The organism is Streptomyces sp. NPDC104381, assembly GCF_055583745.1.
In genome coordinates, this window is sequence record NZ_JBVJNK010000001.1 from 559438 (window position 1) to 580895 (window position 21458).

Annotated in this window: 24 protein-coding genes, 1 other RNA gene and 1 pseudogene; 14 read left to right on the top strand and 12 right to left on the bottom strand. The window is 71.7% G+C overall.

Going from position 1 to position 21458, the window contains the following annotated elements:
• Window positions 1-19: 19 nt before the first annotated feature.
• Window positions 20-820 carry a peroxide stress protein YaaA gene (gene yaaA / locus ACZ607_RS02475; RefSeq protein WP_469730925.1) on the bottom strand — a complete coding sequence of 267 codons (801 nt, stop codon included), beginning with the start codon at window positions 818-820 and terminating at the stop codon, window positions 20-22.
• Window positions 821-952: 132 nt separating this feature from the next.
• Between yaaA and ACZ607_RS02480 the strand changes: the two genes are divergently transcribed.
• From ACZ607_RS02480 to rnpB, 3 genes are all read left to right on the top strand, one after another.
• On the top strand, window positions 953-2392 hold the full coding sequence (locus tag ACZ607_RS02480) for an RNB domain-containing ribonuclease (RefSeq protein ID WP_469730926.1): 1440 nt from the start codon (window positions 953-955) through the stop codon (window positions 2390-2392).
• Window positions 2393-2495: 103 nt separating this feature from the next.
• Entirely contained in the window at window positions 2496-3017 is a 522-nt protein-coding gene (locus ACZ607_RS02485; protein WP_469730928.1) for a TetR/AcrR family transcriptional regulator, read from the top strand.
• Window positions 3018-3047: 30 nt separating this feature from the next.
• Window positions 3048-3447, top strand: an RNA gene (rnpB, locus tag ACZ607_RS02490) — RNase P RNA component class A.
• A gap of 107 nt (window positions 3448-3554) precedes the next feature.
• Here rnpB and tgmC read toward each other — a convergent pair.
• From tgmC to ACZ607_RS02515, 5 genes are all read right to left on the bottom strand, one after another.
• Window positions 3555-4718 (bottom strand): ATP-grasp peptide maturase system methyltransferase, encoded by a 1164-nt coding sequence (gene tgmC, locus ACZ607_RS02495; protein ID WP_469730929.1) that lies wholly within the window; start codon window positions 4716-4718, stop codon window positions 3555-3557.
• Window positions 4715-5680: an ATP-grasp ribosomal peptide maturase gene (gene tgmB / locus ACZ607_RS02500; RefSeq protein ID WP_469730931.1), complete on the bottom strand. Its 966-nt coding sequence runs from the start codon at window positions 5678-5680 to the stop codon at window positions 4715-4717. The genes tgmC and tgmB overlap by 4 nt, the downstream gene beginning before the upstream one ends.
• A complete protein-coding gene (tgmA, locus tag ACZ607_RS02505) occupies window positions 5680-5940 on the bottom strand; it encodes a putative ATP-grasp-modified RiPP (RefSeq protein WP_469730933.1) in 261 nt (86 codons plus the stop codon). The genes tgmB and tgmA overlap by 1 nt, the downstream gene beginning before the upstream one ends.
• A 72-nt stretch (window positions 5941-6012) precedes the next feature.
• Entirely contained in the window at window positions 6013-6219 is a 207-nt protein-coding gene (locus ACZ607_RS02510; protein WP_469730934.1) for a hypothetical protein, read from the bottom strand.
• Window positions 6216-6383 (bottom strand): hypothetical protein, encoded by a 168-nt coding sequence (locus tag ACZ607_RS02515; protein WP_469730936.1) that lies wholly within the window; start codon window positions 6381-6383, stop codon window positions 6216-6218. Before ACZ607_RS02515 ends, ACZ607_RS02510 begins: the two co-directional genes overlap by 4 nt.
• A gap of 183 nt (window positions 6384-6566) precedes the next feature.
• Between ACZ607_RS02515 and ACZ607_RS02520 the strand changes: the two are divergent.
• The 3 genes and pseudogenes from ACZ607_RS02520 to ACZ607_RS02530 all read left to right on the top strand — a co-directional run.
• A pseudogene (locus tag ACZ607_RS02520) lies at window positions 6567-6749 on the top strand (helix-turn-helix domain-containing protein); the annotation flags it as partial.
• 87 nt (window positions 6750-6836) lie between these two features.
• Window positions 6837-7823 carry a transcriptional regulator gene (locus tag ACZ607_RS02525; RefSeq protein ID WP_469731837.1) on the top strand — a complete coding sequence of 329 codons (987 nt, stop codon included), beginning with the start codon at window positions 6837-6839 and terminating at the stop codon, window positions 7821-7823.
• A 16-nt stretch (window positions 7824-7839) separates the two neighbouring features.
• On the top strand, window positions 7840-8193 hold the full coding sequence (locus ACZ607_RS02530; RefSeq protein ID WP_469730938.1) for a hypothetical protein: 354 nt from the start codon (window positions 7840-7842) through the stop codon (window positions 8191-8193).
• Between the two features lie 262 nt (window positions 8194-8455).
• Here ACZ607_RS02530 and ACZ607_RS02535 read toward each other — a convergent pair whose 3' ends face one another.
• The gene (locus tag ACZ607_RS02535; protein WP_469730940.1) at window positions 8456-9418 is read right to left on the bottom strand and encodes a phosphotransferase family protein; all 963 of its coding nucleotides are present in this window, start codon (window positions 9416-9418) and stop codon (window positions 8456-8458) included.
• Window positions 9419-9702: 284 nt separating this feature from the next.
• On the opposite strand from ACZ607_RS02535, the gene ACZ607_RS02540 reads away from it, so the two are divergent.
• From ACZ607_RS02540 to ACZ607_RS02565, 6 genes are all read left to right on the top strand, one after another.
• Window positions 9703-11184, top strand: coding sequence for an MFS transporter (locus ACZ607_RS02540; RefSeq protein ID WP_469730941.1), 1482 nt, complete (start codon window positions 9703-9705; stop codon window positions 11182-11184).
• A gap of 268 nt (window positions 11185-11452) precedes the next feature.
• The gene (locus ACZ607_RS02545) at window positions 11453-13123 is read left to right on the top strand and encodes a sensor histidine kinase (RefSeq protein ID WP_469730943.1); all 1671 of its coding nucleotides are present in this window, start codon (window positions 11453-11455) and stop codon (window positions 13121-13123) included.
• A gap of 5 nt (window positions 13124-13128) precedes the next feature.
• Entirely contained in the window at window positions 13129-13539 is a 411-nt protein-coding gene (locus ACZ607_RS02550) for a roadblock/LC7 domain-containing protein (RefSeq protein WP_469730944.1), read from the top strand.
• A complete protein-coding gene (locus tag ACZ607_RS02555; protein WP_203185867.1) occupies window positions 13536-13907 on the top strand; it encodes a DUF742 domain-containing protein in 372 nt (123 codons plus the stop codon). Before ACZ607_RS02550 ends, ACZ607_RS02555 begins: the two co-directional genes overlap by 4 nt.
• Window positions 13888-14496 carry a GTP-binding protein gene (locus tag ACZ607_RS02560; protein ID WP_469730947.1) on the top strand — a complete coding sequence of 203 codons (609 nt, stop codon included), beginning with the start codon at window positions 13888-13890 and terminating at the stop codon, window positions 14494-14496. Before ACZ607_RS02555 ends, ACZ607_RS02560 begins: the two co-directional genes overlap by 20 nt.
• Window positions 14493-15746, top strand: coding sequence for a cytochrome P450 (locus tag ACZ607_RS02565; RefSeq protein ID WP_469730949.1), 1254 nt, complete (start codon window positions 14493-14495; stop codon window positions 15744-15746). The genes ACZ607_RS02560 and ACZ607_RS02565 overlap by 4 nt, the downstream gene beginning before the upstream one ends.
• 66 nt (window positions 15747-15812) lie before the next feature.
• Here ACZ607_RS02565 and ACZ607_RS02570 read toward each other — a convergent pair whose 3' ends face one another.
• The 3 genes from ACZ607_RS02570 to ACZ607_RS02580 form a co-directional block, all read right to left on the bottom strand.
• Window positions 15813-16844: a 7-epi-alpha-eudesmol synthase gene (locus tag ACZ607_RS02570; protein ID WP_469730952.1), complete on the bottom strand. Its 1032-nt coding sequence runs from the start codon at window positions 16842-16844 to the stop codon at window positions 15813-15815.
• Between the two features lie 257 nt (window positions 16845-17101).
• Complete coding sequence (locus tag ACZ607_RS02575; RefSeq protein WP_469730954.1) at window positions 17102-17869, bottom strand: alpha/beta fold hydrolase; 768 nt, start codon at window positions 17867-17869, stop codon at window positions 17102-17104.
• 73 nt (window positions 17870-17942) lie between these two features.
• Window positions 17943-18371 carry a pyridoxamine 5'-phosphate oxidase family protein gene (locus ACZ607_RS02580; RefSeq protein WP_469730956.1) on the bottom strand — a complete coding sequence of 143 codons (429 nt, stop codon included), beginning with the start codon at window positions 18369-18371 and terminating at the stop codon, window positions 17943-17945.
• A 172-nt stretch (window positions 18372-18543) separates the two neighbouring features.
• On the opposite strand from ACZ607_RS02580, the gene ACZ607_RS02585 reads away from it, so the two are divergent.
• Window positions 18544-19005: a GNAT family N-acetyltransferase gene (locus ACZ607_RS02585; protein WP_469730958.1), complete on the top strand. Its 462-nt coding sequence runs from the start codon at window positions 18544-18546 to the stop codon at window positions 19003-19005.
• A 26-nt stretch (window positions 19006-19031) separates the two neighbouring features.
• Here the strand turns inward: ACZ607_RS02585 and ACZ607_RS02590 are convergent, their stop codons facing one another.
• Both ACZ607_RS02590 and ACZ607_RS02595 read right to left on the bottom strand, forming a co-directional pair.
• The gene (locus ACZ607_RS02590; protein WP_469730960.1) at window positions 19032-19934 is read right to left on the bottom strand and encodes a glycosyltransferase family 2 protein; all 903 of its coding nucleotides are present in this window, start codon (window positions 19932-19934) and stop codon (window positions 19032-19034) included.
• A 77-nt stretch (window positions 19935-20011) separates the two neighbouring features.
• Entirely contained in the window at window positions 20012-20593 is a 582-nt protein-coding gene (locus tag ACZ607_RS02595; protein ID WP_469730962.1) for a GNAT family N-acetyltransferase, read from the bottom strand.
• Window positions 20594-20777: 184 nt separating this feature from the next.
• Between ACZ607_RS02595 and ACZ607_RS02600 the strand changes: the two genes are divergently transcribed.
• On the top strand, window positions 20778-21404 hold the full coding sequence (locus ACZ607_RS02600; RefSeq protein WP_469731839.1) for a TetR/AcrR family transcriptional regulator: 627 nt from the start codon (window positions 20778-20780) through the stop codon (window positions 21402-21404).
• Window positions 21405-21458: the final 54 nt, after the last annotated feature.

Below are 21458 nucleotides of genomic sequence, written 5' to 3' on the forward strand. Positions count from 1 at the left end.
TGCAACGCCCCGGGCGGGCTCAGTGGATCTCGGTGACCACCACGTCGAGCGCCCACGGCCGCCCCGCCCGCTCCGGCGCCTTCGCCTCCACGACGTGACCGAGGTCCCGCAGCACCTCCACCAGCTCGGCCGGCCCCTTCGGCCGGGCCCCCGCCACCAGCAGATCGCGGACCATCCGGCCCTTCGTCGCCTTGTTGAAGTGGCTGACCACGGACCGCTTCTCCACCCCGTCGACCATCCGGGACTGGAGCACCCGCACGCTCGCCGTCCGCTCCGCGACCTCACCCGAGGGCTTCCACGCCCCGGCGTACGCGGACGAACGCAGGTCCAGGACCAGCCCCTCCCCGGCCGCCTCCGGCATGACCGACGCCATCGGCGCGCGCCAGTGCGCGTTCAGCGCGCCCAGGCCCGGCAGCTTCACGCCCATCGAGCAGCGGTACGACGGAATCCGGTCGCCCACCCGCACCGCGCCCCACAGCCCGGAGAAGACCAGCAGCGACTGCCCGGCCCGCCGCCTGGCCGCCGTGTCCAGCGTGGCCAGGCCGAGCGCGTCGTACAGCACCCCGGTGTAGATCTCCCCGGCGGGCCGGGTCCCGGCCGTCCGCAGCTCCGCGTTCTTCGCGACCTCGCCGCGCAGCCCCTCGCTCAGGCCCAGCACCTCACGGGCCTTCTCCTCGTCCGCCACGCACAGCTCGACCAGCTCGTCGAGGACCGCGGCCCGGGCGTCGGCGAGGCCCGGCAGGGACAGGGACTCCGGCTTCAGCGGTGCCCCGCGCCCCGAGGCGGCCTTACCTTCGGAGGGCGGCAACAGCACGAGCACGGGCGTTCTCCTTCATACGCGGCACAGGGCCCCGCGCACGTGGGAGCCCCCGCCAAGGGTACGGGCGCCGGCCCGGCCGGAGCCCCGGAGACCGGGATGCCGACCGCACCGCCCCGGCCTACGCTCGATGGCATGCCCCGCCGCCACCTGCACCTGACCGGCGCGGACGGAACCCCGCTGCGGTCGGCCCTCCACGCCCTGCGCACCGAGCTCGGCCTGCCCACGGGCTTCCCGCCCGCCGTCCTCGCCGAGGCGGCGGAGGCGGTGAGGGCCCCGGACGTCTCCGGCCACCTGGACGCCACGGACCTGCCGTTCTTCACCATCGACCCGCCGTCCTCCACGGACCTGGACCAGGCGATGCACCTGGAGCGGCGCCCGCACGGCTTCCGCGTCCTCTACGCCATCGCCGACGTCGCCGCCTTCGTCCGCCCCGGCGGCGCGCTGGACGATGAGGCCCACCGCCGCGTGACCACCCTGTACTTCCCCGACGGCAGGATCCCGCTCCACCCCCCGGTGCTCTCCGAGGGAGCCGGCAGCCTCCTCCCCGGCGAGACCCGGCCCGCCGCCCTCTGGCGGATCGACCTCGACCCGGAGGGCCGTACGGTCGCCGCCGAGGTGCGCCGCGCCCTCGTACGCAGCCGCGCCAAGCTCGACCACGAGGGCGTCCAGCGGCAGATCGACGCCGGAACCGCCGAGGAACCCCTCGCCCTGCTCAAGGTCATCGGCCTGCTGCGCCGACAGCAGGAGATAGCCCGGGGCGGCATCTCGCTCGACGTACCCGAGCAGGAGATCGTCGCGCGGGACGGCGCCTACGGCCTCGACTACCGCGCGCCCGTGCGCGTCGAGAGCTGGAACGCCCAGATCTCCCTGCTCACCGGCATGGCCGCCGCCGCACTCATGCGGGAATCCGGCACCGGGATCCTCCGTACGCTGCCCGTCGCCCCCGACGGCGCGGTCGCCCGGCTCCGACGCTCCGCCGAGGCCCTGCACATCGACTGGCCGCACCACGTCCCGTACGCCGAGGTGGTGCGCTCGCTCGACCCGGCGAGGAGCAGTCACGCGGCGTTCCTCCAGGAGTGCACCACGCTCCTGCGCGGCGCGGGCTACAGCGAGTTCACGCACGGAGACCTCCCCGTCCCCGCCGTGCACGCCGCCGTCGCCGAGCTCTACACGCACTGCACCGCCCCGCTGCGCCGCCTCGTCGACCGGTACTCCGCCGAGCTCTGCCTCGCCGCGACCGCCGAGCGGGAGCCCCCGGAGTGGGTGCTCCGGGCGCTGCCCGGCCTGCCCGGGGAGATGGCCGAGGGCACCCGCCGCGCCAACACGGTGGAGCGCGCGTGCGTCGACCTCGTCGAGGCGGCGCTGCTCGGGGACCGGGTCGGCGAGGTCTTCGACGGATACGTGATCGACGTCAAGGACGGTGAACCAGGCGTCGGCACCGTCCACATCGAGGACCCCGCGATCGTCGCCCGGATCGAGTCCTCCACCCCGCTGCCCCTGGGCGAACGGCTGCGGGCCCGGCTCACCCGGGCCGACCCGGGCTCCTCGGAGGTGCTGTTCGCACCCGCGTGAATCTCGCAGGTCAGCCCCCGGCGACCGGCTTGTCCGCATCTCGTACGATCACGTATTCGGCTACGGAACGCGTAGCGTCTCCGTACCAGGGAAGGTCTCCCGCGTGACTGACCTCGCCACCGCACCCGCGACCGGCCGGCCCCGGCAGATCGTCGCCGCCGCCCGCGCCTTGCTGGAGGCGGAGGGCCCCGAGGCGCTCACCATGCGCCGGCTGGCGGACCGGGTGGGCGTCACGGCTCCGTCCCTGTACAAGCACTTCCCGGACAAGTCCTCCGTGGTGGAGGCGCTGGCCGACGAGATGCTCAGGGAGACCTCCGGGGTCCTGGCGGCCGCCGAGGCGGCGGCCCCGGGCTCCTTCTCCGCGCTCGCCACCGCCTACCGGGCCTACGCCCTGGCCCACCCCCACCTCTACCTCCTCACCATGGGCCGTCCGCTCACCGCGGGGGGATCCGCGGCCGCCGCCGCGGCCCCGCTGCTCCGGGCCGCCGGGGGCGACGAGGACCGGGCCCGGGCGGCCTGGGCCTTCGCCCACGGCATGCTGGTCCTGGAGCTGAACGGCCGCTTCCCGCCGGGCGCCGACCTCTCGGCCGCCTGGGAGGCGGGTATCGCGGCCTTCACCCCCTGAGCCGCCGGGTAGCATGGTCACCACGGCAGACGAGCCGGGCGGACGGCCGCGTGAGGATCCCCGGATCCTCCCGAGGAACGTCCGGGCTCCACAGGGCAGGGTGATGGCTAACGGCCACCCGGGGTGACCCGCGGGACAGTGCCACAGAAAACAGACCGCCGGGGACTTCGGCCCCCGGTAAGGGTGAAACGGTGGTGTAAGAGACCACCAGCGCCTGAGGCGACTCAGGCGGCTAGGTAAACCCCACCCGGAGCAAGGTCAAGAGGGAGCACCCCGGTGCTCCTGCGCGAACGTCCGAGGGCTGCCCGCCCGAGTTCGCGGGTAGACCGCACGAGACCGGCAGCAATGCCGGTCCTAGATGGATGGCCGTCTCCCCGGCCGCCGCGAGGCGACCGGGCGACAGAACCCGGCGTACAGCCCGACTCGTCTGCCGCTCAGGCTTCTGTGCTGCGATATCGCAGCACAGAAGCCTTTTCGCGTGGAATCGGGGCGTCGGGTGGGGGAGCGGTTCGTCGTCCATGTCCGGAGCGTGGTGGATCAGGCGATCCGGTGCTCCCAGCACAGGGAGGGGGCCTGGCCGATCCGGTACAGGTGGGACGCCGGCGTCACGCGCAGCCGTACGGAGCCGATCCCCGGAGCCCCGGCGCCCTGCCAGGCGACGAGGGAACGTTCCACATCGTCCCACAGGGCCACCGGGCCGCCCTGGCGGACGGTCCAGTTCTCGTCGTCGAGGAGGAACTCGGCGAACGACTCCCTCTCCGGATCGAACAGGTACCGCAGGGGCGAGCCGTCACCGTCCGTCGCGCGGACGAACTGGGCGCCGGGCGCCGCCAACTGCGCCAGGAAGGCGGGCATCCACTCCTCCAGGACAAGAGGAGACACCTGAGTGCGCCGCTCACTGTCCGCATAAGTGGTCCGGGCGGAGAGATCGCCGGCTACGGGCGCCACTGCCTGGGCCCGCGCCTGCATGAAGGAGGAGCGCCCGACGATCGAACCCTCGGCGGTGCCGTCATCGCCGACGGCCAGTTTCGCCAGGCCGGTTCCCCACGGCCACGAGCCGACCGTGCCGAGAACAACGCCTCCGGGTCTCGTCTGCCTGATCCATGCGTACGGGATGCGGCGGACCGCGCAGGTGGCGATGACCCGGTCGTACGGTGCCCGGTACGGGTGGCCCAGGAGCCCGTCGCCCGTCACGGTCCACGTCGAGAAGCCTGCGACTTCGAGAGCGGCATCGGCGCGTGCGGCCACCTGTGCGTCGACCTCGACCGTGGTGACGCCGTCCTCGCCGAGGTAGTGGCACATCAGGGCTGTGGAGTAGCCGGTGCCTGTGCCGATCTCCAGGACCCGGTGGCCCGTTGCGAGGTCCAGGGTCTCGATCATGCCGACCACGGTGGCCGGGTCGGTCGAGGAGGACGTGGGCACACCCGCGACGGGTGCGTCGGCCTGGTCGGCGGTGAGGTGGCCGTCGAGCTGGGTGGTGAGGGTGTCGATGCCGTATGCGATCCTCAGCCACTCGTCCGGGGCCGTGTCGGCGGCGGTGACGGGCCGCCAGGTCCGGCCCTCGTCCAGAAAGACTCCCGGGCGGAGGAACTGCTCACGGGAGACGGCCTCGACGGCCTCACGCAGCCAGGGGGATCTCAGGGCACCTTGGTTCATGAGCACGGCCGCCATGCGGCGTCGCTCGGATGCCGGGTCGGTCATCGGCGGTCTCCCTGTGTGAGCAGGTCGGCGAAGGCGGTGGACATCGGGAGACCGGTCTCGGTCTCCAGCCACCCCCACTGCCCATTGGGATTCAGTTCCAGCCACCAGTAGTCCCCCGCGCGGTCCACCGCGAGGTCGAAGCTTCCCGACACCAGATCCAGTCGGTCCAGGTAGGTATGCAGCCCCCTGGCCACCCGGTCGGGAAGGCGCTCCACGGTGTAGGCCAAGGCGCTGTAGTCCTTGCGCCAGTCCAAAAGGTCGGAGGCGATGCGTACGGCGAACGTATGACGGCCGACGATCAGCACGCGGACATCGGCGACCTTGTTCACACGGGCCTGGAACAGGTGGGGGGCGAACCGGACGCTGTCTTCGATCTCGTCGGCGGTGACCGGGTCCGCCCAGCCGGTCACCGGCACGCCGTCACGTGTGCAGGGGGTCCACCGCAGCGTCTTGAAGATTGCCCGCCCCTGTGCGTGGACGAACTCGCGTGCCTCGGCCGGGTCGTTGGTGACGAGGGTGGGTGGGATGGTGAAGCCGAGTTGCTGAGCGAGAGCGAGCTGCGCCGGTTTGTAGTCGGCTGCGGCAACGCGCAGGGGGTGGTTGACCCAGAGCGGGCCGCCCAGCGCGTAAAGCGTGCCACCGAGTCCGTAGCGGACCTGCGCGGCCGCGAACCGGGAGTCGTCAGCCGACAGGTGGGGAAACGTGGGCCATTCCGGCCGGCGCCAGTACACCGACAGGATCTGAGTCACATCAGCGGTTCGCGACGGGGTGCGCACGTGCCCGACCACCGGGGCCGGGCACGTGCCGAACCGAGCCGAGACCGTGAGGCCCTCGCCGATGTCGGCGGGATTGAACCGGACCACCGGCACATCGCGCCGGTTGAGTTCGGTGATCACCATGTCGGCAGTGATGTCGTCCGCCTCGGTGGCCACCAGAACCTGCCTCTTCTCGGTCACAGCCATCAGTCCTGATTGCTGTCCTGGTCGTGGCCCTGGTCGTTCTTGGAGTCCGAGTTCGTCGTCGTGGAGGTCTCGGTACCGGAGCTGGTGCCGTGCTTGCCCATCTCGACCACCTGCCCGACGCGGTTGCGGAAAACTCCGAGCTGCGTCGTGGGGTCGATGGCGACCGTGGCGTGGGGTCGGCGGATGACCGTCGGGTAGGGCGCGAGTCGGCTCGCGCCCCACGGCCGCGCGGGGGAGGAGAGTGTGACAGAGATGCTCATGAGATTCCTTGGGTTGAGTGTGGTGCGGGAAACCGCCTGCGTCAGGGGCGGACGGCTGTCTGCGGCAGAGGCTCAGAGGCGAGCGGCCTGGATGTTGTCGGCCGCGGTCGTCCACTCGACTCCGGACGCGGGTCGGATGTGAGCGATGCGGACCGTGCCGTGGCTGTGGAGCTCGTGTGTGACCGCGACCAGCACGCCCTCTCCACGTGAGGCGATGTCGTGGACGTACGCGCCCAGGAGTGGGTGATGCTCGTAGCCGTCGGAGCCGACCGAGTTCATTCCTCCGGCTCCTGCTGGGCCTCGGCGCGGCGCATGAACCTCTCCCAACCGCCGGCCGCCCGTACCCGCAGAGCCCGACTCGGGGCGCCCGGCGGGGGCTCCGGCGGCGCGTACGTACGGCCACCGGCGGCAGGTTTTCTGCGGGGCAGTCCGGAGATTGTCACGCGGTTACTCCTTTCCGAGGGGAGCCGCCGGAAGGACCCTTCGGCCTCGGAGCGGTGTGTGACCAGTGAACGACGATCCGTTACCTTCTCCCAGAGCGAACCTCGCGCGATACTCGGGCGTTTCCCGGGCGTTGGCCCATGGCGGGTATGAGTGCGTGAAAGGGTTCTCGTGAGGGGAGACCTATGACGTCGAGGCGTAAGCACTTCGCGAAACGGCGCGCGGCCCGGGGTTACTCTCAGGAGGAATTCGCAGAAGCGCTCTCGGTTGCCGCGTCCACCGTGGTCCGTTGGGAGAGCGGTCGTGCCATCCCGCGCCCTCATCAACGACCGAATATCGCAGGGTTGTTGGGAGTGACCCTCCCCGAGCTGGAATCCCTTCTCTCCGACGAACAGCCGGCCGGGGCAGCCGGGCCCTCCGCCGCTCCACCCCTCCTCCATGGTGATGATGACGACATGAAGCGCCGCGAAGTCCTGGGTCTGCTCGCCGTTACGGGCGCCTTGGTCGCTCTGCCCGATTCCGGTGAGGCAGCCCGAGGGCGTGCGGCGTCGACGCTTCTGGAGACGGGGGGTGCCCTGCATCGCAGCCTCTGGCGGGTCTACGCACTGTCGGACTCCAAGCAGGTCGTCTTCCCCGCCGTGCGGGCGCAGCTCGATGTGATGGCGAAGGGGCTGACCGAGACCCGTACCGCTGTGGACCGGTCCCGGCTGTGTCGGATGACGGCCGACCTCTATCAACTCGTCGGTGAGCTGTTCTTCGACGCCAACCGGTACACCGACGCCGCACAGTGCTACACGCTGGCCGCCAACGCGGCCTACGCCGGTGGCGACCACGACCTGTGGGCCTGTGCCATGACCCGCCATGCGTACGTCGAGCTGTACGCGCGCCGTGCGCACGCTGCCCAACCGCTGCTCGCGGCAGCTTTCCGCATCGCCCGGAAGGGCGACGACACTCTCCCCACCCGTCACTGGGTCGCGGCCGTCCAGGCGCAGGCATACGCGGCCGTGGGCGACTTCGACGCGTGCAACCGGGCTCTGGACGAGGCCGAGAAAGTGCACACCCTCGACGGCGCCTGCTCCCACAACGGCGGCTGGCTCCGCTTCGACGGCTCCCGCCTGGCTGAGGAGAGGGGAGCCTGCTACCTCCAACTGGGCCGTGCTGATCTCGCCGAGGAAGCACTCACCGCAGCCCTTGCCCAGCCTCTGTCCCTGCGCCGCCGCGCCGCTGTTCTGAGCGACCTCGCCGTGCTCGGGGCGCACAGGCGGGACATCGACCAGATCGTGCACTACACAGAGCAAGCACTCGGGCTGGCCGACCGGTCGAATTCGGGATTCATCGGCAAGAAGCTGGACGGGCTCCGAGGACGTCTTGCCCCGCTCATGTCCGAAGACCGAGTCTCGACTCTTGATCACCGAATCGCGGCGCTTCCGCGCACCGCATGATGAGAGGGGCACGCGCATGAATGACGGCCGGATCTTCCGCGAGGCGTGGATCGACGGTGTGAACAAGTACTACCCCGGCGAGCCGAAGCCCGGCTACGTCACGCCGTGGGACGAGACGCCGGAGTGGGAGCGCGAAGCGGCCGCCGCTGTGTACGGGCAGGTGCGCGGCTTCATCGAGGTCAGTGGCGGACATGCGACCCGGCTCACCCGCGAGCAGAAGGGCCGGTTCGTCGCGATCTGCTGGACCGCCCAGATGTTCAGGCACTTCGAGGACCCGAAGCCCGGATATGTTGCCGACTGGTCCGACCTGCCGGCCTGGCAGCAGGAGACGGACGCGGACATCTTCGAACGGATCGAGCAGACCGTCTGATCGCAGGAGCTATGACGTCCCCGTCCGGAGCCGATCCGGAGGGGGACGTCTTGTTGCGTAGTCATCAAAGTAGCCACGGAAGCGCAATCCCTGCACGTTTGCGCAGGTCAAGGGTGCGACCGTGGGGATGTCGGGTGGAGAAGCTCGCTTCCGGCCGGGGGGATCGGTACAACGTCGGCGTGATTCCTCGGCGTCTGCTCGATTCCTCACTTGATCGAGCGGTGAACGATGAGGCCGGGGCCGAACCCCGGGCCGCCCGGGCTCAGCCCCGCGTGTCCATCAGGGCGGTGACATAGGCATCCAGCCGCTCCTCCACGGCTCGCCTCGTCAGCTCCGTCCTGCCCGCCTCACGCCACGGCCGCGACACCAGGTGCAGCTCCTCCGAGCAGGCCAGAGCGTCCCGCACCTGCCAGTACAGCCGCTCGTCCGGGGCCGCGGCCAGTGTCCCGCCGGCCTCCTCGTACGCCTCGGCGAACCGCAGACCCCATGCCGGACCGTGCAGCAGCGCGAGACCGGTGGCACAGTGCGCGACATCGAGATCGGCCGGGCCCCAGGAGGTCGCCGCCCAGTCGACGACGCCGGTGAGCCGGGCACCTGCCGGGTCTGCGGGCGGCACGTCGAACAGCACGTTGCCGGGTTGGAAGTCCCGGTGCAGGAATCGCCCCTCGTAGGGCGGCGCGGGCTTGCGGATCATGTCGATCGCCTCGGCCCATGCCGCCGCGTCGGATCCCTGCGGAACGACGACGGTGTCGGCGGTCGTCAGCGCCACGTACGCCGGGGGCCGCTCGGCGGGTCGCAGCGCGTGGATCGCCACGAGCTGGCGTGCCAGCAGCGGGACGCGCGTCTCCACTCCCTCGTCGTCGAGGACTGTCCGGCCCGGAAGATGCATCATGAGGAGCGACGGATACTCGCAGTGCGCGGCGGTCGGATCAACCGCGACCAGTCGAGGAGCCGGCACGCCGGTCCCTTCGAGCAGGGTCAGGGCGCCCGGCTCCCTGCCCATCGAGTCCTCGGCGTGCCCCGCGTAGAAGGGGTCGACGATGCTCCGTAGCACCAGATCACGGGTGCCGCCGTCCGGCGTGCCGATGGTCAGCCTGCGCATCTCGGCGGTGATGCCACCGTGCAGCGCCTCGGTGCCGACGACCCGTTCGCCGGCCTCCAGGTGCCGGCACACCCAGGCCAGCGTCAACGGTCGGACATCCGCCGTTCCCTCGTGGTCGGTCACCGTGCCACATCATCATCCGGACGGTGCACCGGACAACCCGGCACCCTTGATTCCGCCACCCCGCGTGCCTGATGAACGCGCGGAAGCTCCCACAGTCCCGGGCGGAGCGGCCCGCAGGAACCCTCCCACCGGCCGCAGCGCCCACCATGCCCGTGATCCCGGCCACATCGTGACCATCATGCGGACAAGCTGAAGAACACATTCCGCTTGGTGTCTACGATCCGTCGGGACGTTCCCCACCGTCCACGGTCCCCCCAGTCCCCGCAGCACACCAGAAGGCGCTCGTGAGTTCCACCTCCCCCCTCCCCGCCGGCACCTCCCCGGCGACGGCCCCGGGCACGGTTCTGATCCGCTCCGCGGCCGACGTCTCCGACCTGGTCAATTCGGGTACGGCGCGTGGCAGCCACGCGAAGATGATCGTGGTCATCGCGCTCGGCGGCATCTTCCTCGACGCCTACGACCTGAGTTCCCTCGCCTACGGGCTGCCCGACATCACCCGGCAGTTCGGCCTCAGCTCCGCCATGGCCGGTACGGTCACCGCCTCGATCAGCGTCGGTTCACTCATCGGCGCCCTCGTCGGGGGGTGGCTGGTGGACCGGATCGGCCGCTACCGGGTCTTCATGGCCAACATGCTCTTCTTCGTCGTCACCGCGCTGGTGTGCGCGCTGGCGCAGGACGTGTGGACGCTCATCGCCGCGCGCTTCGTGATGGGCATCGGCGTCGGCATGGACATCCCGGTCGCCATCGCGTTCCTCGCCGAGTTCTCCCGGCTGCGCGGCAAGGGCAGCAAGGGCTCGCGCACGGCCGCCTGGTCGCCCGCCTGGTACACCGCGACCAGCGGCTGCTACCTGGTCATCATGCTGCTGTACTTCGCCCTGCCCGACGCCCACCTGGGCTGGCTGTGGCGGTTCACCGTCGGCTTCGGCGCGGTGCCCGCGGTGATCGTGCTGCTGCTGCGCCGCCGCTACATGAACGAGTCCCCGACCTGGGCCGCCGACCAGGGGGACCTGGAGAGCGCCGCGAAGATCCTCCGGCAGTCCTACGGCGTGGACGCCCGGGTCGCCGACGACGTGCCCGCCACGGCGCCCCGTCCGCCCCGCCCCGGCCTCGCCGCGTACGCCCGGCTCTTCACCCCGCCCTACCGGGCCCGCACGGTCCAGTCGGTGACGGTCGGCGTGGCCGAGACCTTCGGCTACAACGCGGTCGCGTTCGGACTGCCGATCATCATCGCCACGCTGATGACCCAGGGCCCGCTGACCACGATCGCGTCCTCCTTCGCGCTGAACCTCGTCTTCGCCCTGACCGGCGGCCTTCTCGGCATCCGCTGGGCGTCGACCCGGGGCGCCTGGCCGATGATGACGCTGGGCTTCGCGATCCAGTTCGTCGCCATCACGGTGCTCGGGCTCATCGGGGACCCGTCGGGGACGGCCTTCGTGACGGGCGGGATCCTGATGCTGGGCGCGTTCATGTTCGCCCAGGGATTCGGGCCCGGCGCGCACATCATGAGCTACGCCTCGCTGGGCTTCCCGACGTCGATGCGCGGCGTCAGCATCGGCTTCAACCAGGCCGTGCTGCGCCTCGGTTCCACGCTGACGCTGTTCTTCTTCCCCATCCTCAGCAGCGGTCTGGGCACCCACGTCTACTGGGTCATCCTCGCCGCCCCCGTTCTCGGCCTGATCGCGCTCCTGGTGAAGCGCTGGGAACCGGTCGGCTTCGACGCGGACGCGGAGGAACGGGAGCTCTCCGGGGCGGCCTCCAGGGGCTGAACTCCTGGTCGTACACGCGGTGCGGCAGACCTCCCACGCGGTCTGCCGCACCGCGCTGCCGTTCCGGAGACCGGAAGGTTCCGGCCAGACCCGATCACGTACCTGTCATATGCGGAGGGGAGTTGATCACTTCTGCCTCTGACCCGATAGGCTCCCTTGCGGCGCGGCGAGTTGACTCGAACTCAACCGGCCGCCGCAGCGCTGCCCGCTCGGCGTGCGCGGCGCCCCGCGACCTCCTGTTCGATTGTGTTGCTCTCGAAGGATGCAGATGGAACTTGCCACTCCACCCCCGGCGGCACGCGCTCCGGTCGCCTGGTACGGCTGGTGGCTGATGCCCCTGGCCTTAGGAGCGGGAACCGTCGCCACCGCAGTGGCGGGACCTGATCAGGTCCAGATACCCGCGACGTTCGCGGGTGCCGCGGTCACCGTCGCCGGCGCCGCCTGTGTGCGGCTCCTCGTCCGGTCCCGGTCCCAGCTCCGCCGTGCGAACGACGACTTCCGCGCGGCCCAGGCCGAGCAGTCCCAGCAGCGGTACGCGGAGGTGCGCGGCCGGGAGCAGAGATTCGCCGCCGAGCGCTCCGCCCTGGAAGCCCAACTCGGTGAGCAGGCAGCCCTCTTCGAGGCCCGGCTCGCCGAGCACACGCAGGCGTACGAGGCCGGCATCGCCGACCGGGCCCGCGTGACGGCGGAGCGGATCGCGCTCCAGCAGGAGGTCGTGGTCAGGCTCGGCGACAGCTACCTGCCCGAGGCGGTCGAGAGGCTGCGCGACGGCGAGGCCATCGACGACATCCTGGCCGAGGCGGGCCAGGAGGGCGACGCGAGCCCGGAGCTGCGCGCCGCGCTGCGCAAGGTCCTGCGGACCGCGCTGCTCTCCGTGGAGGAGGAGCTCAACCGCTCCACATCGGCCGAGCAGGCCGTGGTCGGCATCGGCAGCCGGATCCACGTACTGACGGGCCGGCTGCGCGGCCGGCTGCACGAGATGCAGGGCGAGCACGGGCGGCTGCCCGCGGTCGCCCAGGGCCTCATGGAGCTGGACCAGGAGATCGGCCCCGCCGACTGTCTCGCGGCCAGCATCGGCGTACTCGGCGGTTCCGACCGGCCGGGACGCCAGTGGCAGGAACCGCAGCGGCTGCTCAGCGTGGTCCGCGGCGGCATCGGGCGGATCAAGGACTTCAACCGCATCCAGGTCCGTCACCTGCCCGAACTCGGCGTCGACGGCGGTCTGGTGGACCACCTCACGCTGATCTTCGCCCACCTCCTCGACAACGCGGCACGCTACTCGCCGCCCACCGAGCCCGTGGTCGTCTCCGGCAAGGAGGTGCCCAACGGCGTCGGCATCGAGATCCAGGACGCGGGCAAGGGCCTGACCGACGAGCGCAAGCGCGAGGCGGAGCAGTCCATCGCGGGCACCGCGAAGGGCCCCGGCCTCGGCGGTATCTCGGAGGACGCCAACCTGGGCCTGCGGGTGGTCGGAGCCCTGGCGCGCCGCTACGGCATCCGCGTCACCTTCGCGGACTCGCCGTGGCTCGGCACCTCCGTGGTCGTGGTGGTTCCCCACAAGTACTTCAGCCATCTGCCCGCCCCCGTCACCGAGCCGGCCAGGCCCGCTGTGGAGAGGGCCGTGCCGGTCCCCGAGCCGGTCGTGGCCGTCGCGCCCGTGGAAAGCACCGAAGCGATCGACACCATGGACACCACGCCGGGCGGCCTGCCGCGGCGCAGGAGCAGGCGGGCCGACGCGCCCACCGCCCGGCCGGCCGCCGACCGGACCGCGGAGTCCATGGCCGCCGTGCCGCCGGACGCGTCCTTCGCCGGTCTCGCCGCCTTCGCCACGGCGGGGCGTGAGAGCGGTCCACCAGGGGGTACCGACGCGGACGCCGCCCCGGGCGCCCGCGAGACGACTGCCGGCCGCGAGTCCAACCGCACTGAAGAGAGCGACTAGTCCACATGACGCAACAGGGAACCGACGTGAGCTGGGCGCTCCGGGATCTGACGGAGAGCATCCGGGAGATCCGCTTCGCCCTCGTGGCCTCCAGCGACGGGAAGGCCATCACCTCCTACGGCGCCGACGACCCGGACGACGTGGACCGCTTCGCCGCCGTGGTCGCCGGGCTGCAGGCGCTCGCGCAGCCGGTGGCCGAGCAATTCCCCTCGTACGCAGGGCAGTTGCGTCTGGCGATGATCGAGGTCGACGGCGGCCACCTCTTCGTGGTGCGGGCCGGTGTGGAGACGTACCTCGGGGTGCTCGCCAGGGAAGGGCTCGACCAGGGTCTGCTCGGTCACCAGATGAGGGACCTGGCGCGGAGGATGGGTGAGCTTCTCGGCACCAGTCCGCGCCTGGAGGAGCAGCCTGGATGAGTGGTCCCCGCCGGCCCACGGACCCGCCCGGTCTCGAGCGCTACTACGTCCTCACCGGGGGGCGCAGCGGACCGGGTGGTTCGGCGTCGACCCTGGACGTGGCGACCCTCATCATCTCCCGTGCCGCAGCCGAGCCCGGCCTGCAGCACGAGCACGAGGAGATCCTGCGGCGCTGCCGCGATCCGTTGTCGGTGGCCGAACTCGGCGCCCACCTCGGACTGCCCTTCAACATTCTCGCGGTGCTCCTGGCCGATCTGCTGGACGCAGGCCGCGTCGAGGCCCGCGATCCCATCCCGGCGTCGGACGCCGGCCGCGGGCCCGACCTCGCGCTCCTTGAGGAGGTACTCAGTGGACTTCAAAGGCTTTGACCATCCCGACCGGCAGACCGCCGGAGGCGGCACCCGCTCGGTGAAGGTGATGATCGCCGGTGGTTTCGGTACCGGGAAAACCACTCTGGTGCGGTCGGTCAGCGACATCAAGCCCCTCACCACCGAGGAGACGCTGACCCAGGCCAGCGTGGACGTCGACGACCTGATCGGGGTGGCGGACAAGCAGCAGACCACCGTCAGCCTCGACTTCGGGAAGATCGGCATCAACGAGGAGCTGGTGCTGTACCTGTTCGGGACCCCGGGCCAGGAGCGGTTCTGGTTCCTCTGGAACGGCCTGTTCAAGGGCGCCCTCGGAGCGGTCGTCCTGGTGGACACCCGCCGGCTGGCCTCCAGCTTCCGGGCCATCGAGGAGATGGAGCGGCAGGACGTGCCCTTCGTCATCGCCCTGAACGTGTTCCCGGACTCCAAGGACCACCCGGTCGAGGAGATCCGCGACGCCCTGGACATTCCCGACCACACCCCGGTCGTGACCTGCGACGCCCGTGACCGCAACTCCAGCCGTGATGTGCTGATCGCGCTGATACGTCACCTCAAGGCACGCTCCGCCGTCGCTCTGGAGCCCCGATGACCGATCACCCGGCCGACGACGCGGGCGCTCCCCGCGGCTGCCCCGTCATGCACGGCGGTGCCGACGACCTGACCCGGCTGTACGGGCCGGACGCGGCGGTCGACCCGCAGGGCATCTACGGGCGGCTGCGCAAGGAGTACGGAGCCGTGGCCCCGGTGCTCCTGGAGGGGGACGTCCGCGCCTGGCTGGTCCTCGGCTACCGCGAGAGCCGCCGCGTGCTCGACAACCCCCTCCAGTTCAGCCGGGACTCGCGCATCTGGCGGGACTGGCAGGAGGGGGGCGTCGAGGAGACCTCGCCGCTGATCCAGATGCTCGGCTGGCGCCCCGACTGCGTGTCCCAGGACGGTGAGCCGCACCGCCGGCTGCGCCGGGCCGTCACCGACAACCTGGACAGCCTGGCGGGGCGCGGCATCCGGCGCCATGTCACGCACTTCGCGAACAAGCAGATCGACGCGTTCGCGGGGAAGGGCAGTGCCGACCTGGTGGGCGAGTACGCCGAGTACCTGCCGATGCTGGTGCTGACCAGGCTGTTCGGGCTCCCGGCGGCCGAGGGGCGCAGCCTCGCGGTCTCCTGCGCCCAGGTCATCAAGGGCGGTCCCGACGCGCTCGCGCACAACGACCGCATCATGGAGATCCTCGGGGAGCTCGCCGAGCGCAAGCGCCTCGAACCCGGCCCCGACTTCACCACCGGGCTGCTCGCGCACACCGCCGGACTCGACGAGGGCGAGATCCTCAGCCATCTGCGTCTGGTGCTGATCACCGCGCACACCACGACCAGCAACCTGCTGGCCCGGGTGCTGGAGCTGATCCTCACCGACGCCTCCCGTCTCGCGGGACTCGTCAGCGGCCAGCGGGCCGTCTCGGAGGTCGTCGAGGAGGTCATGTGGAACACCCCGCCGCTGGCGGTCCTCCCGGGGCGTTTCGCGACCGCGGACCTCGAACTCGGCGGTACGCAGATCAAGGAGGGCGACCTGCTGGTGCTCGGGCTCGCCGCGGGCAACCTGGACCCGGACATCCGTCCGGACTCGGGGGTCTCCGTACACGGCAACCAGTCGCACCTGGCGTTCAGCGGCGGTCCGCACGAGTGCCCCGGCCAGAACATCGGCCAGGCCATCATCGAGACCGCCGTCGACACCCTGCTGCACCGGCTGCCCGGGCTGCGCCTGTCCGTGCCGGCCGATGAGCTCACCTCGACCGCCTCCACCTGGGAAGCGCGTCTGGACGCCCTCCCGGTCGAGTTCGCCGCGTAGCCGGCGCCGGTCCTTCCGCACCCCACGTTCCCGCCCGGCCCTCCACGGCCGGGCGGGTTCCGTGCGTCAGACGGCGAGCAGGTCGTCCAGCGATCCCCGGCCCGCGAGCTCGGCGGTGGCGGCCGGGCCCTCCTTCGCGGCGGCGTAACGGCCCGAGGTCAGCGCCCACTCGTAGTTCCCGCCGATCCAGTGCTGGATGGCCTCCACGCCCAGCCGGACCTGGTCCCGCTGCTCGGCGCCGAGGCCGAGCTCCTCGCACATCGCCGGAACGCGCGCCTCCAGCGCCAGGTACTCGTCGAGGCACACCGTCGTCATCCGGTACGCCTCGGCGGCGGCCTCCTCCCAGGTGCAGCCGCGCTCCCGGTGCAGGACGGCGATGAGGTTGTGGCCGTCGCCCCGGCGCTTCTCGCGCTCGAAGGAGTGGATGTCGTTCATGAACCCGATGGTGTCCGCGGCCAGGTCCCGCATCCTGACCATCAGCGGGTGGGCCTGCACCTGCGCCGGGACCTCGAAGCCGCGGCTGCGCTCACCCGCGTCGATGCTGTGGTGGATGCCCACGGTGCGGCGGCGGAACTCGGCGTACTCCTCGGTGCCGAGCGTCCCGGCGCGGCCCTCGGCCGCCAGGTCGACCTCCTCGGTGTGCGCCACGAGGAAACGGCCCCAGGAGGCGGCGAAGCGCGTCCGCCAGGTCAGGGACATGCCATCCGAGAGATGGGCCCACACCTGAGCCCAGGCCACGGTGATCGGGCAGACCACGCGCGGGGCCGTCCCGGCCGGGCGCAGCGGCGTGGCTATCAGCTCCCGCGCGACCTCCGCTATGCGGTCCGCGCGGTCGGGGCTTCCGGAGTCGAACTGGTCGTCGAAGAGGAAGGCCAGCGAGAACCAGTTCATCAGGACGACCATGTCCTCGGCGGAGGCGTACGGATACGTCCGCGCCGCCGCCTGGGGCAGGTCCCAGGACTGGTATTCCTCGAACCCGGCCTGGCTGCGCACCAGGCCCATCTCCCACACCCAGCGCAGGTGGTGCTCCCGTGCGTACGCGAGGTGCGGGCTGACCGGGGTCTCGAAGGGGAGGTCGAATGTGACGTCCTGCGGCATTGGCGTCCTTTCGTGCGGCGATTCACAGGCCCCCGCCCCGTGACAGGGCGATCAGAATTGACGCCCATTGACTCGAAGTGCGCGTTTTGAGTCCGAAATTGACGGCTCATCATGTGCGCCCTGATGCTGCCCAGACCCTAAACGATCTATGCAACAAGATCCGCCCGGAGGAGATCTTCCGGAACCACCCGTTCGGCATCGTCGACCGGACCGGAACCGGAAGCGGATCCGGAACGGGAATCCGGCCCGAGGTGCCGTCAGCCGCTCAGGGCCGCCGCGGTGACCCGGGCGAACGCCTCGGGGTTGTCCAGCATGATGTTGTGGCCGCAGTCGGGGACCGGCACCACGGTGACGCCCGCGCGCCGGAGCTCCCCGGCCCCCGTGAGCGGGCCGTCGGCCTCGGGGAAGAGGAAGGTCCGGGGGATGGTCAGGCCCAGCAGCAGCTCACGCATCATGGGGGAGCTCCCACGGGTGAGGTGGACCGCGCTGCGGTGGAGGGCCTCCCGGCCCGCCAGGCGCATCGTCGCCCACCAGTGGGCTCCGGCACGGTCCCGCACCTGCTCCCAGCCGCCCCGGAGGAACTCCTGCTCCGTGTACGCCGCGATCCCCCCGCTGCCCGGCGCACCGAGCGCGGGCGTGATCGGGTCGAGGTTGGCGTCGGCCAGGACCAGACGGGAGACCAGGTGCGGATGGCGGGACGCCAGGACGAGGGCGACCGAGCCTCCCATGCTGTGCGCGATCACCTCGGCGCCGCTGACCCCGGCCGCGCCGAGCGCGGCGGCCAGGGCGTCGGCGTGCGATTCCAGGGTGTAGTCGAAACCCGTCGGCCGGTCGCTGATGCCGTGCCCCATCAGGTCGACCAGCAGCGAACGGTGGCCGGCGAGAGCGGGGTGAGCGGCGGTCGCGGCGAAGTACGCGGGCGAGGTGGCCCCGAGCCCGTGCACATAGACACGGGTGGGCTCCCGGCCGGGCAGTTCGGCCCAGCGGATCCGGTCACCCTCCGCGGTGACGGCGGCGTCGCGCACTCTCTGCTCCCTGGGGTCGTGGCCGGGTGGGAGGGCGAGCGTAGCCGCCGGGGCCCAGCGGTCCGACCCCGGGTCAGACCTGGCCCAGGTCCGAGCTGAGCCAGCGCTGGGGGCGCATGTGGATGACGACCTGCTCGCCGTGTTCCTTCCAGGCGAAGTCGACGTAACCCGCGACCTTCTCGGCCGGGAGGTAGCGCGACGACATCTCCACCAGCTGCTCGCGGGTGGCGGGGAGCGTGGCGACGACCGGGCCCTCGACGGAGACGTAGCGGATGGTCGGCGAGACGCGCTCGACCATGATGCTGAAGCGGCCGGCACCGGCGATGGCGGTCCCCTTGCGGGAGTCGCGGCCCGTCATGACCCACAGGTCGCCGCCGGGCGCGTACTGGTACCAGATCGGCACGGTGAGCGGGGCCCGCCCCTCCTCCGGTGCGTCCACCGCGAGTGCGGCGATGTGCGGTTCGGCCAGGAACAGCTCGCGCTCCGTACGGGTCAAAGCCATGGTCGGGCTCCTCAGGTGGGCGGTCGGTGGTGCCTCAGGGCCGCATTATGCAACGCCCGCCCCGGCCCGGCGGGGGAGCCGCGCGCCCTCCCGTTCCGCGTGTTCCCGGGCGCGGGACCGGCGGACGGCCTTGGTATACCTGGGCGTTCAGCGGTGAAGGGGGAGCGACGGCATGGCTCAGGACACATCCGTACGGCTGCGGGCGGCGACCGCCGGGGACGCGGAGGAGGTCACCCGGGTCTACCTCGCCTCGCGGGCCGCCGCGCTGCCGTATCTGCCGCGGGTGCACAGCGACGCGGACACCCTCGCCTGGATCACCCATGTCCTGCTGCCCGGCAGCAGGACATGGGTGGCCGAGGACGCGCGGGAGCTGCTCGGCTTCGCCTCCCTGGACGGGGACGAGCTGGACCAGCTCTATCTGCGCCCCGACGCCCGGCGGCGGGGCATCGGCACGCTGCTGCTGGAGCGGGTGAAGGAGGCCTCGGGCGGAGAGCTGAGCCTGTACACCTTCCGTCGCAACTCCGCCGCGCGCGCCTTCTACGAGCGGCACGGCTTCGTCGCCGAGGCGTACGACGACGGCGCCCGCAACGAGGAGAAGGAGCCGGACGTGCTGTACCGGTGGACGGCGGCCTGACGGGACCGGCGTACCCGCCTGAGCGTTCAGATGACCGGCGGGCGGCCCAGCCGTGTCATCCGCCACACCGTGCGCCAGCGCATCGGCTTCCGTGTGCCGCACTCGGTGCGCACCCCCTCGGCGAAGCCCGCCGCCCAGGCGCGCAGGCCGGACGCCGAGCGGGTCCGGGCGGCGGTGAGCAGGATCCAGGTGCCGAGGTAGGCGGGGACGAGGGGCAGGGGCAGGTGGCGGCGCGCCAGCCAGACGCGGTTGCGCGCGGTCATGCGGTAGTAGACCGCGTGCCTGGCCGGGGACGTCTTGGGGTGCTGGAGCAGCAGGCCGGGCTCGTAGAGGATCTTCCAGCCCGCGTCCAGGGCCCGCCAGGACAGGTCCGTCTCCTCGTGCGTGAAGAAGAACTCGGCCGGCCAGGGCCCGGTCTCGGCGAGCATCCTCATGGACAGCGCGTGGCCGCCGCCGAGGAAGGCGGTGACCGGGCCGGGGCGCATCGGGTCCTTGGCACGCAGGCGCGGGACGTGCCTGCGCTGCGTCTCGCCGTGCTCGTCGGCGATGCGGAAGCCGACGATGCCCAGGGCGGGGTCGGCGGCGTACAGCTCCCGGACCGTGCGGAAGACGTCCTTGTCCACCAGGAGCCCGTCGTCGTCCAGCTCGATCACCACGTCCACGTCACCGAATCCGGCGAGCGCGTCCAGGGCCTCGTTGCGGCCGCCGGGGCAGCCGAGGTTCTCGTCGAGTTCGAGCACGGTGACGCCGCCGGCCAGGTCCTCCAGGCCGGGGAAGGAGCCGTAGTCGGGGAGCCGCGAGCCGTTGCCGACGACGACCACCCGGGCGGGGCGCACATCCTGCATGGCCACCGACGCCAGCAGCGCCTCGACCTGCTGCGGGCGGTCTCCCATGGTCACGACGGATACGCCGATGCGTGGTTCGGACAAGGCTCGGCTCCCGGGGGATTTCGGCGGATCGGGCACCGCGGCACCACCGCGGTGCCCGCGATCGTAACGTCTGCTGTTCAGGCGCCCGTGGGGGCCTGGTCATCGGAAGGCCGGTCGCCGTTCAGCTGCGCGTACATCAGCATGTCCCGGCGCCGCCCGGCGATCTCCTGCCAGCCGCGCAGCAGGCCCTCGCACCGGTAGCCGGCGCTCTCGGCGGTCCGTACCGAGGCGGTGTTCCACGGCTCGACGAGGAGCTGCACCCGGGGGATGCGCAGCTCGTGCAGGGCCCAGGTGGTGACCGTGCGCAGGGCCGCCCCCGCGACGCCCTGGCCACGGCCCGGGGTCGTCATCCAGTAGCCGAGTGTCGCGCGGCCCGCGGCCGCGTCCGCCAGCCAGAGCCCGATGGAGCCGACCGGCCGCCGGTCCCTGGTGCGCGCGATGACGAACGGATAGCCCTTCCCGTGCTCCGCCCGCTCCCACTGGCGCCTGACATACGCCTCGGCCGCCTCGTCGGAGTACGTCGAGGGGATCGTGGTGACCAGCGGGATGTAGTCGTCCTGGGCCGCCTCGCGGACGAGGGGCAGATCGCTCATCTCCCAGGGGCGCAGGACGAAGTCGGCTCCGGCGGTCATGCTGGGGACGGTCAGCGGTTGTGCCATACCGGTCATCCTGCCGCGCCCGCGCCCCGCGACCCGGGCCCGACTCACCCACCGCCCCGCCCGGCGGACGCCCAGCCGCCCGACCGGCCTGACAACGCCCCCGGGACAGGCTAACGGCCCCATGGTTCCGTTAAAATGCGCTGTCGTGGCAGGACAGGAGCGGTCGGCGGAACGGGAGACACCGATGGAGTCAGCGGCAGGGGACGCGGTGGACGTCGAGCCGGGGACGGTCCGGCCCGGCGGGCGCACGGCCCGGGTGCGGGAGGCGGTGCTGCGCGCCGCCGGTGACGCGCTCGTCGAGCAGGGCTTCGACGGGCTCGATCTCGCCGATGTCGCCCGCCGCGCCGAGGTCGGCAAGACCACGGTCTACCGGCGCTGGTCCACCGCGGCGGGGCTCGTCGCCGACCTGCTGACGGAGATGGCGGAGCAGTCCGTCCCCCGCACGGACACCGGGTCGCTGGACGAGGACCTGCGGTCCAACGCACGGCTGGTGGTGCGGACCCTGACCGACCCGCGCCAGGGCCCCCTCTTCACCGCGGTCGTCGCGGCGGCGACGTGCGACGCCCGGACGGCCGAGGCACTGCACCGCTTCTACGCGGTCCGCATCGAGGAGTGGGCGGGGTGCGTCGACGCGGCGGTCGCCCGGGGCGACCTGCCCCCGGGGACCGATGCCCGCGAGGTGATCCGCGCCGTTTCGGCCCCCCTCTACTACCGGCTGCTCGCCAGCGGCGACCCCCTCGACGAGACGGTCGCCGACCGCGCGGCCGAGGCGGCGGCGGTGGCCGCGCGGGCGGGCGTGTACGTGGACTGAGGCCGCACGCGTTTGCCTTCTCGTGCACTCCAACTCGTAGCTTCTGCGCCCATG

Bases quoted from the DNA above. Each gene is read 5' to 3' on its own strand.
- ACZ607_RS02480 (WP_469730926.1), top strand. From the start codon at position 953: ATGCCCCGCCGCCACCTGCACCTGACCGGCGCGGACGGAACCCCGCTG.
- tgmC (WP_469730929.1), bottom strand. From the start codon at position 4,718: ATGACCGACCCGGCATCCGAGCGACGCCGCATGGCGGCCGTGCTCATG.
- tgmB (WP_469730931.1), bottom strand. From the start codon at position 5,680: ATGGCTGTGACCGAGAAGAGGCAGGTTCTGGTGGCCACCGAGGCGGAC.
- tgmA (WP_469730933.1), bottom strand. From the start codon at position 5,940: ATGAGCATCTCTGTCACACTCTCCTCCCCCGCGCGGCCGTGGGGCGCG.
- ACZ607_RS02510 (WP_469730934.1), bottom strand. From the start codon at position 6,219: ATGAACTCGGTCGGCTCCGACGGCTACGAGCATCACCCACTCCTGGGC.
- ACZ607_RS02525 (WP_469731837.1), top strand. From the start codon at position 6,837: ATGAAGCGCCGCGAAGTCCTGGGTCTGCTCGCCGTTACGGGCGCCTTG.
- ACZ607_RS02530 (WP_469730938.1), top strand. From the start codon at position 7,840: ATGAATGACGGCCGGATCTTCCGCGAGGCGTGGATCGACGGTGTGAAC.
- ACZ607_RS02545 (WP_469730943.1), top strand. From the start codon at position 11,453: ATGGAACTTGCCACTCCACCCCCGGCGGCACGCGCTCCGGTCGCCTGG.
- ACZ607_RS02550 (WP_469730944.1), top strand. From the start codon at position 13,129: ATGACGCAACAGGGAACCGACGTGAGCTGGGCGCTCCGGGATCTGACG.
- ACZ607_RS02555 (WP_203185867.1), top strand. From the start codon at position 13,536: ATGAGTGGTCCCCGCCGGCCCACGGACCCGCCCGGTCTCGAGCGCTAC.
- ACZ607_RS02565 (WP_469730949.1), top strand. From the start codon at position 14,493: ATGACCGATCACCCGGCCGACGACGCGGGCGCTCCCCGCGGCTGCCCC.
- ACZ607_RS02570 (WP_469730952.1), bottom strand. From the start codon at position 16,844: ATGCCGCAGGACGTCACATTCGACCTCCCCTTCGAGACCCCGGTCAGC.
- ACZ607_RS02580 (WP_469730956.1), bottom strand. From the start codon at position 18,371: ATGGCTTTGACCCGTACGGAGCGCGAGCTGTTCCTGGCCGAACCGCAC.
- ACZ607_RS02585 (WP_469730958.1), top strand. From the start codon at position 18,544: ATGGCTCAGGACACATCCGTACGGCTGCGGGCGGCGACCGCCGGGGAC.
- ACZ607_RS02595 (WP_469730962.1), bottom strand. From the start codon at position 20,593: ATGGCACAACCGCTGACCGTCCCCAGCATGACCGCCGGAGCCGACTTC.
- ACZ607_RS02600 (WP_469731839.1), top strand. From the start codon at position 20,778: ATGGAGTCAGCGGCAGGGGACGCGGTGGACGTCGAGCCGGGGACGGTC.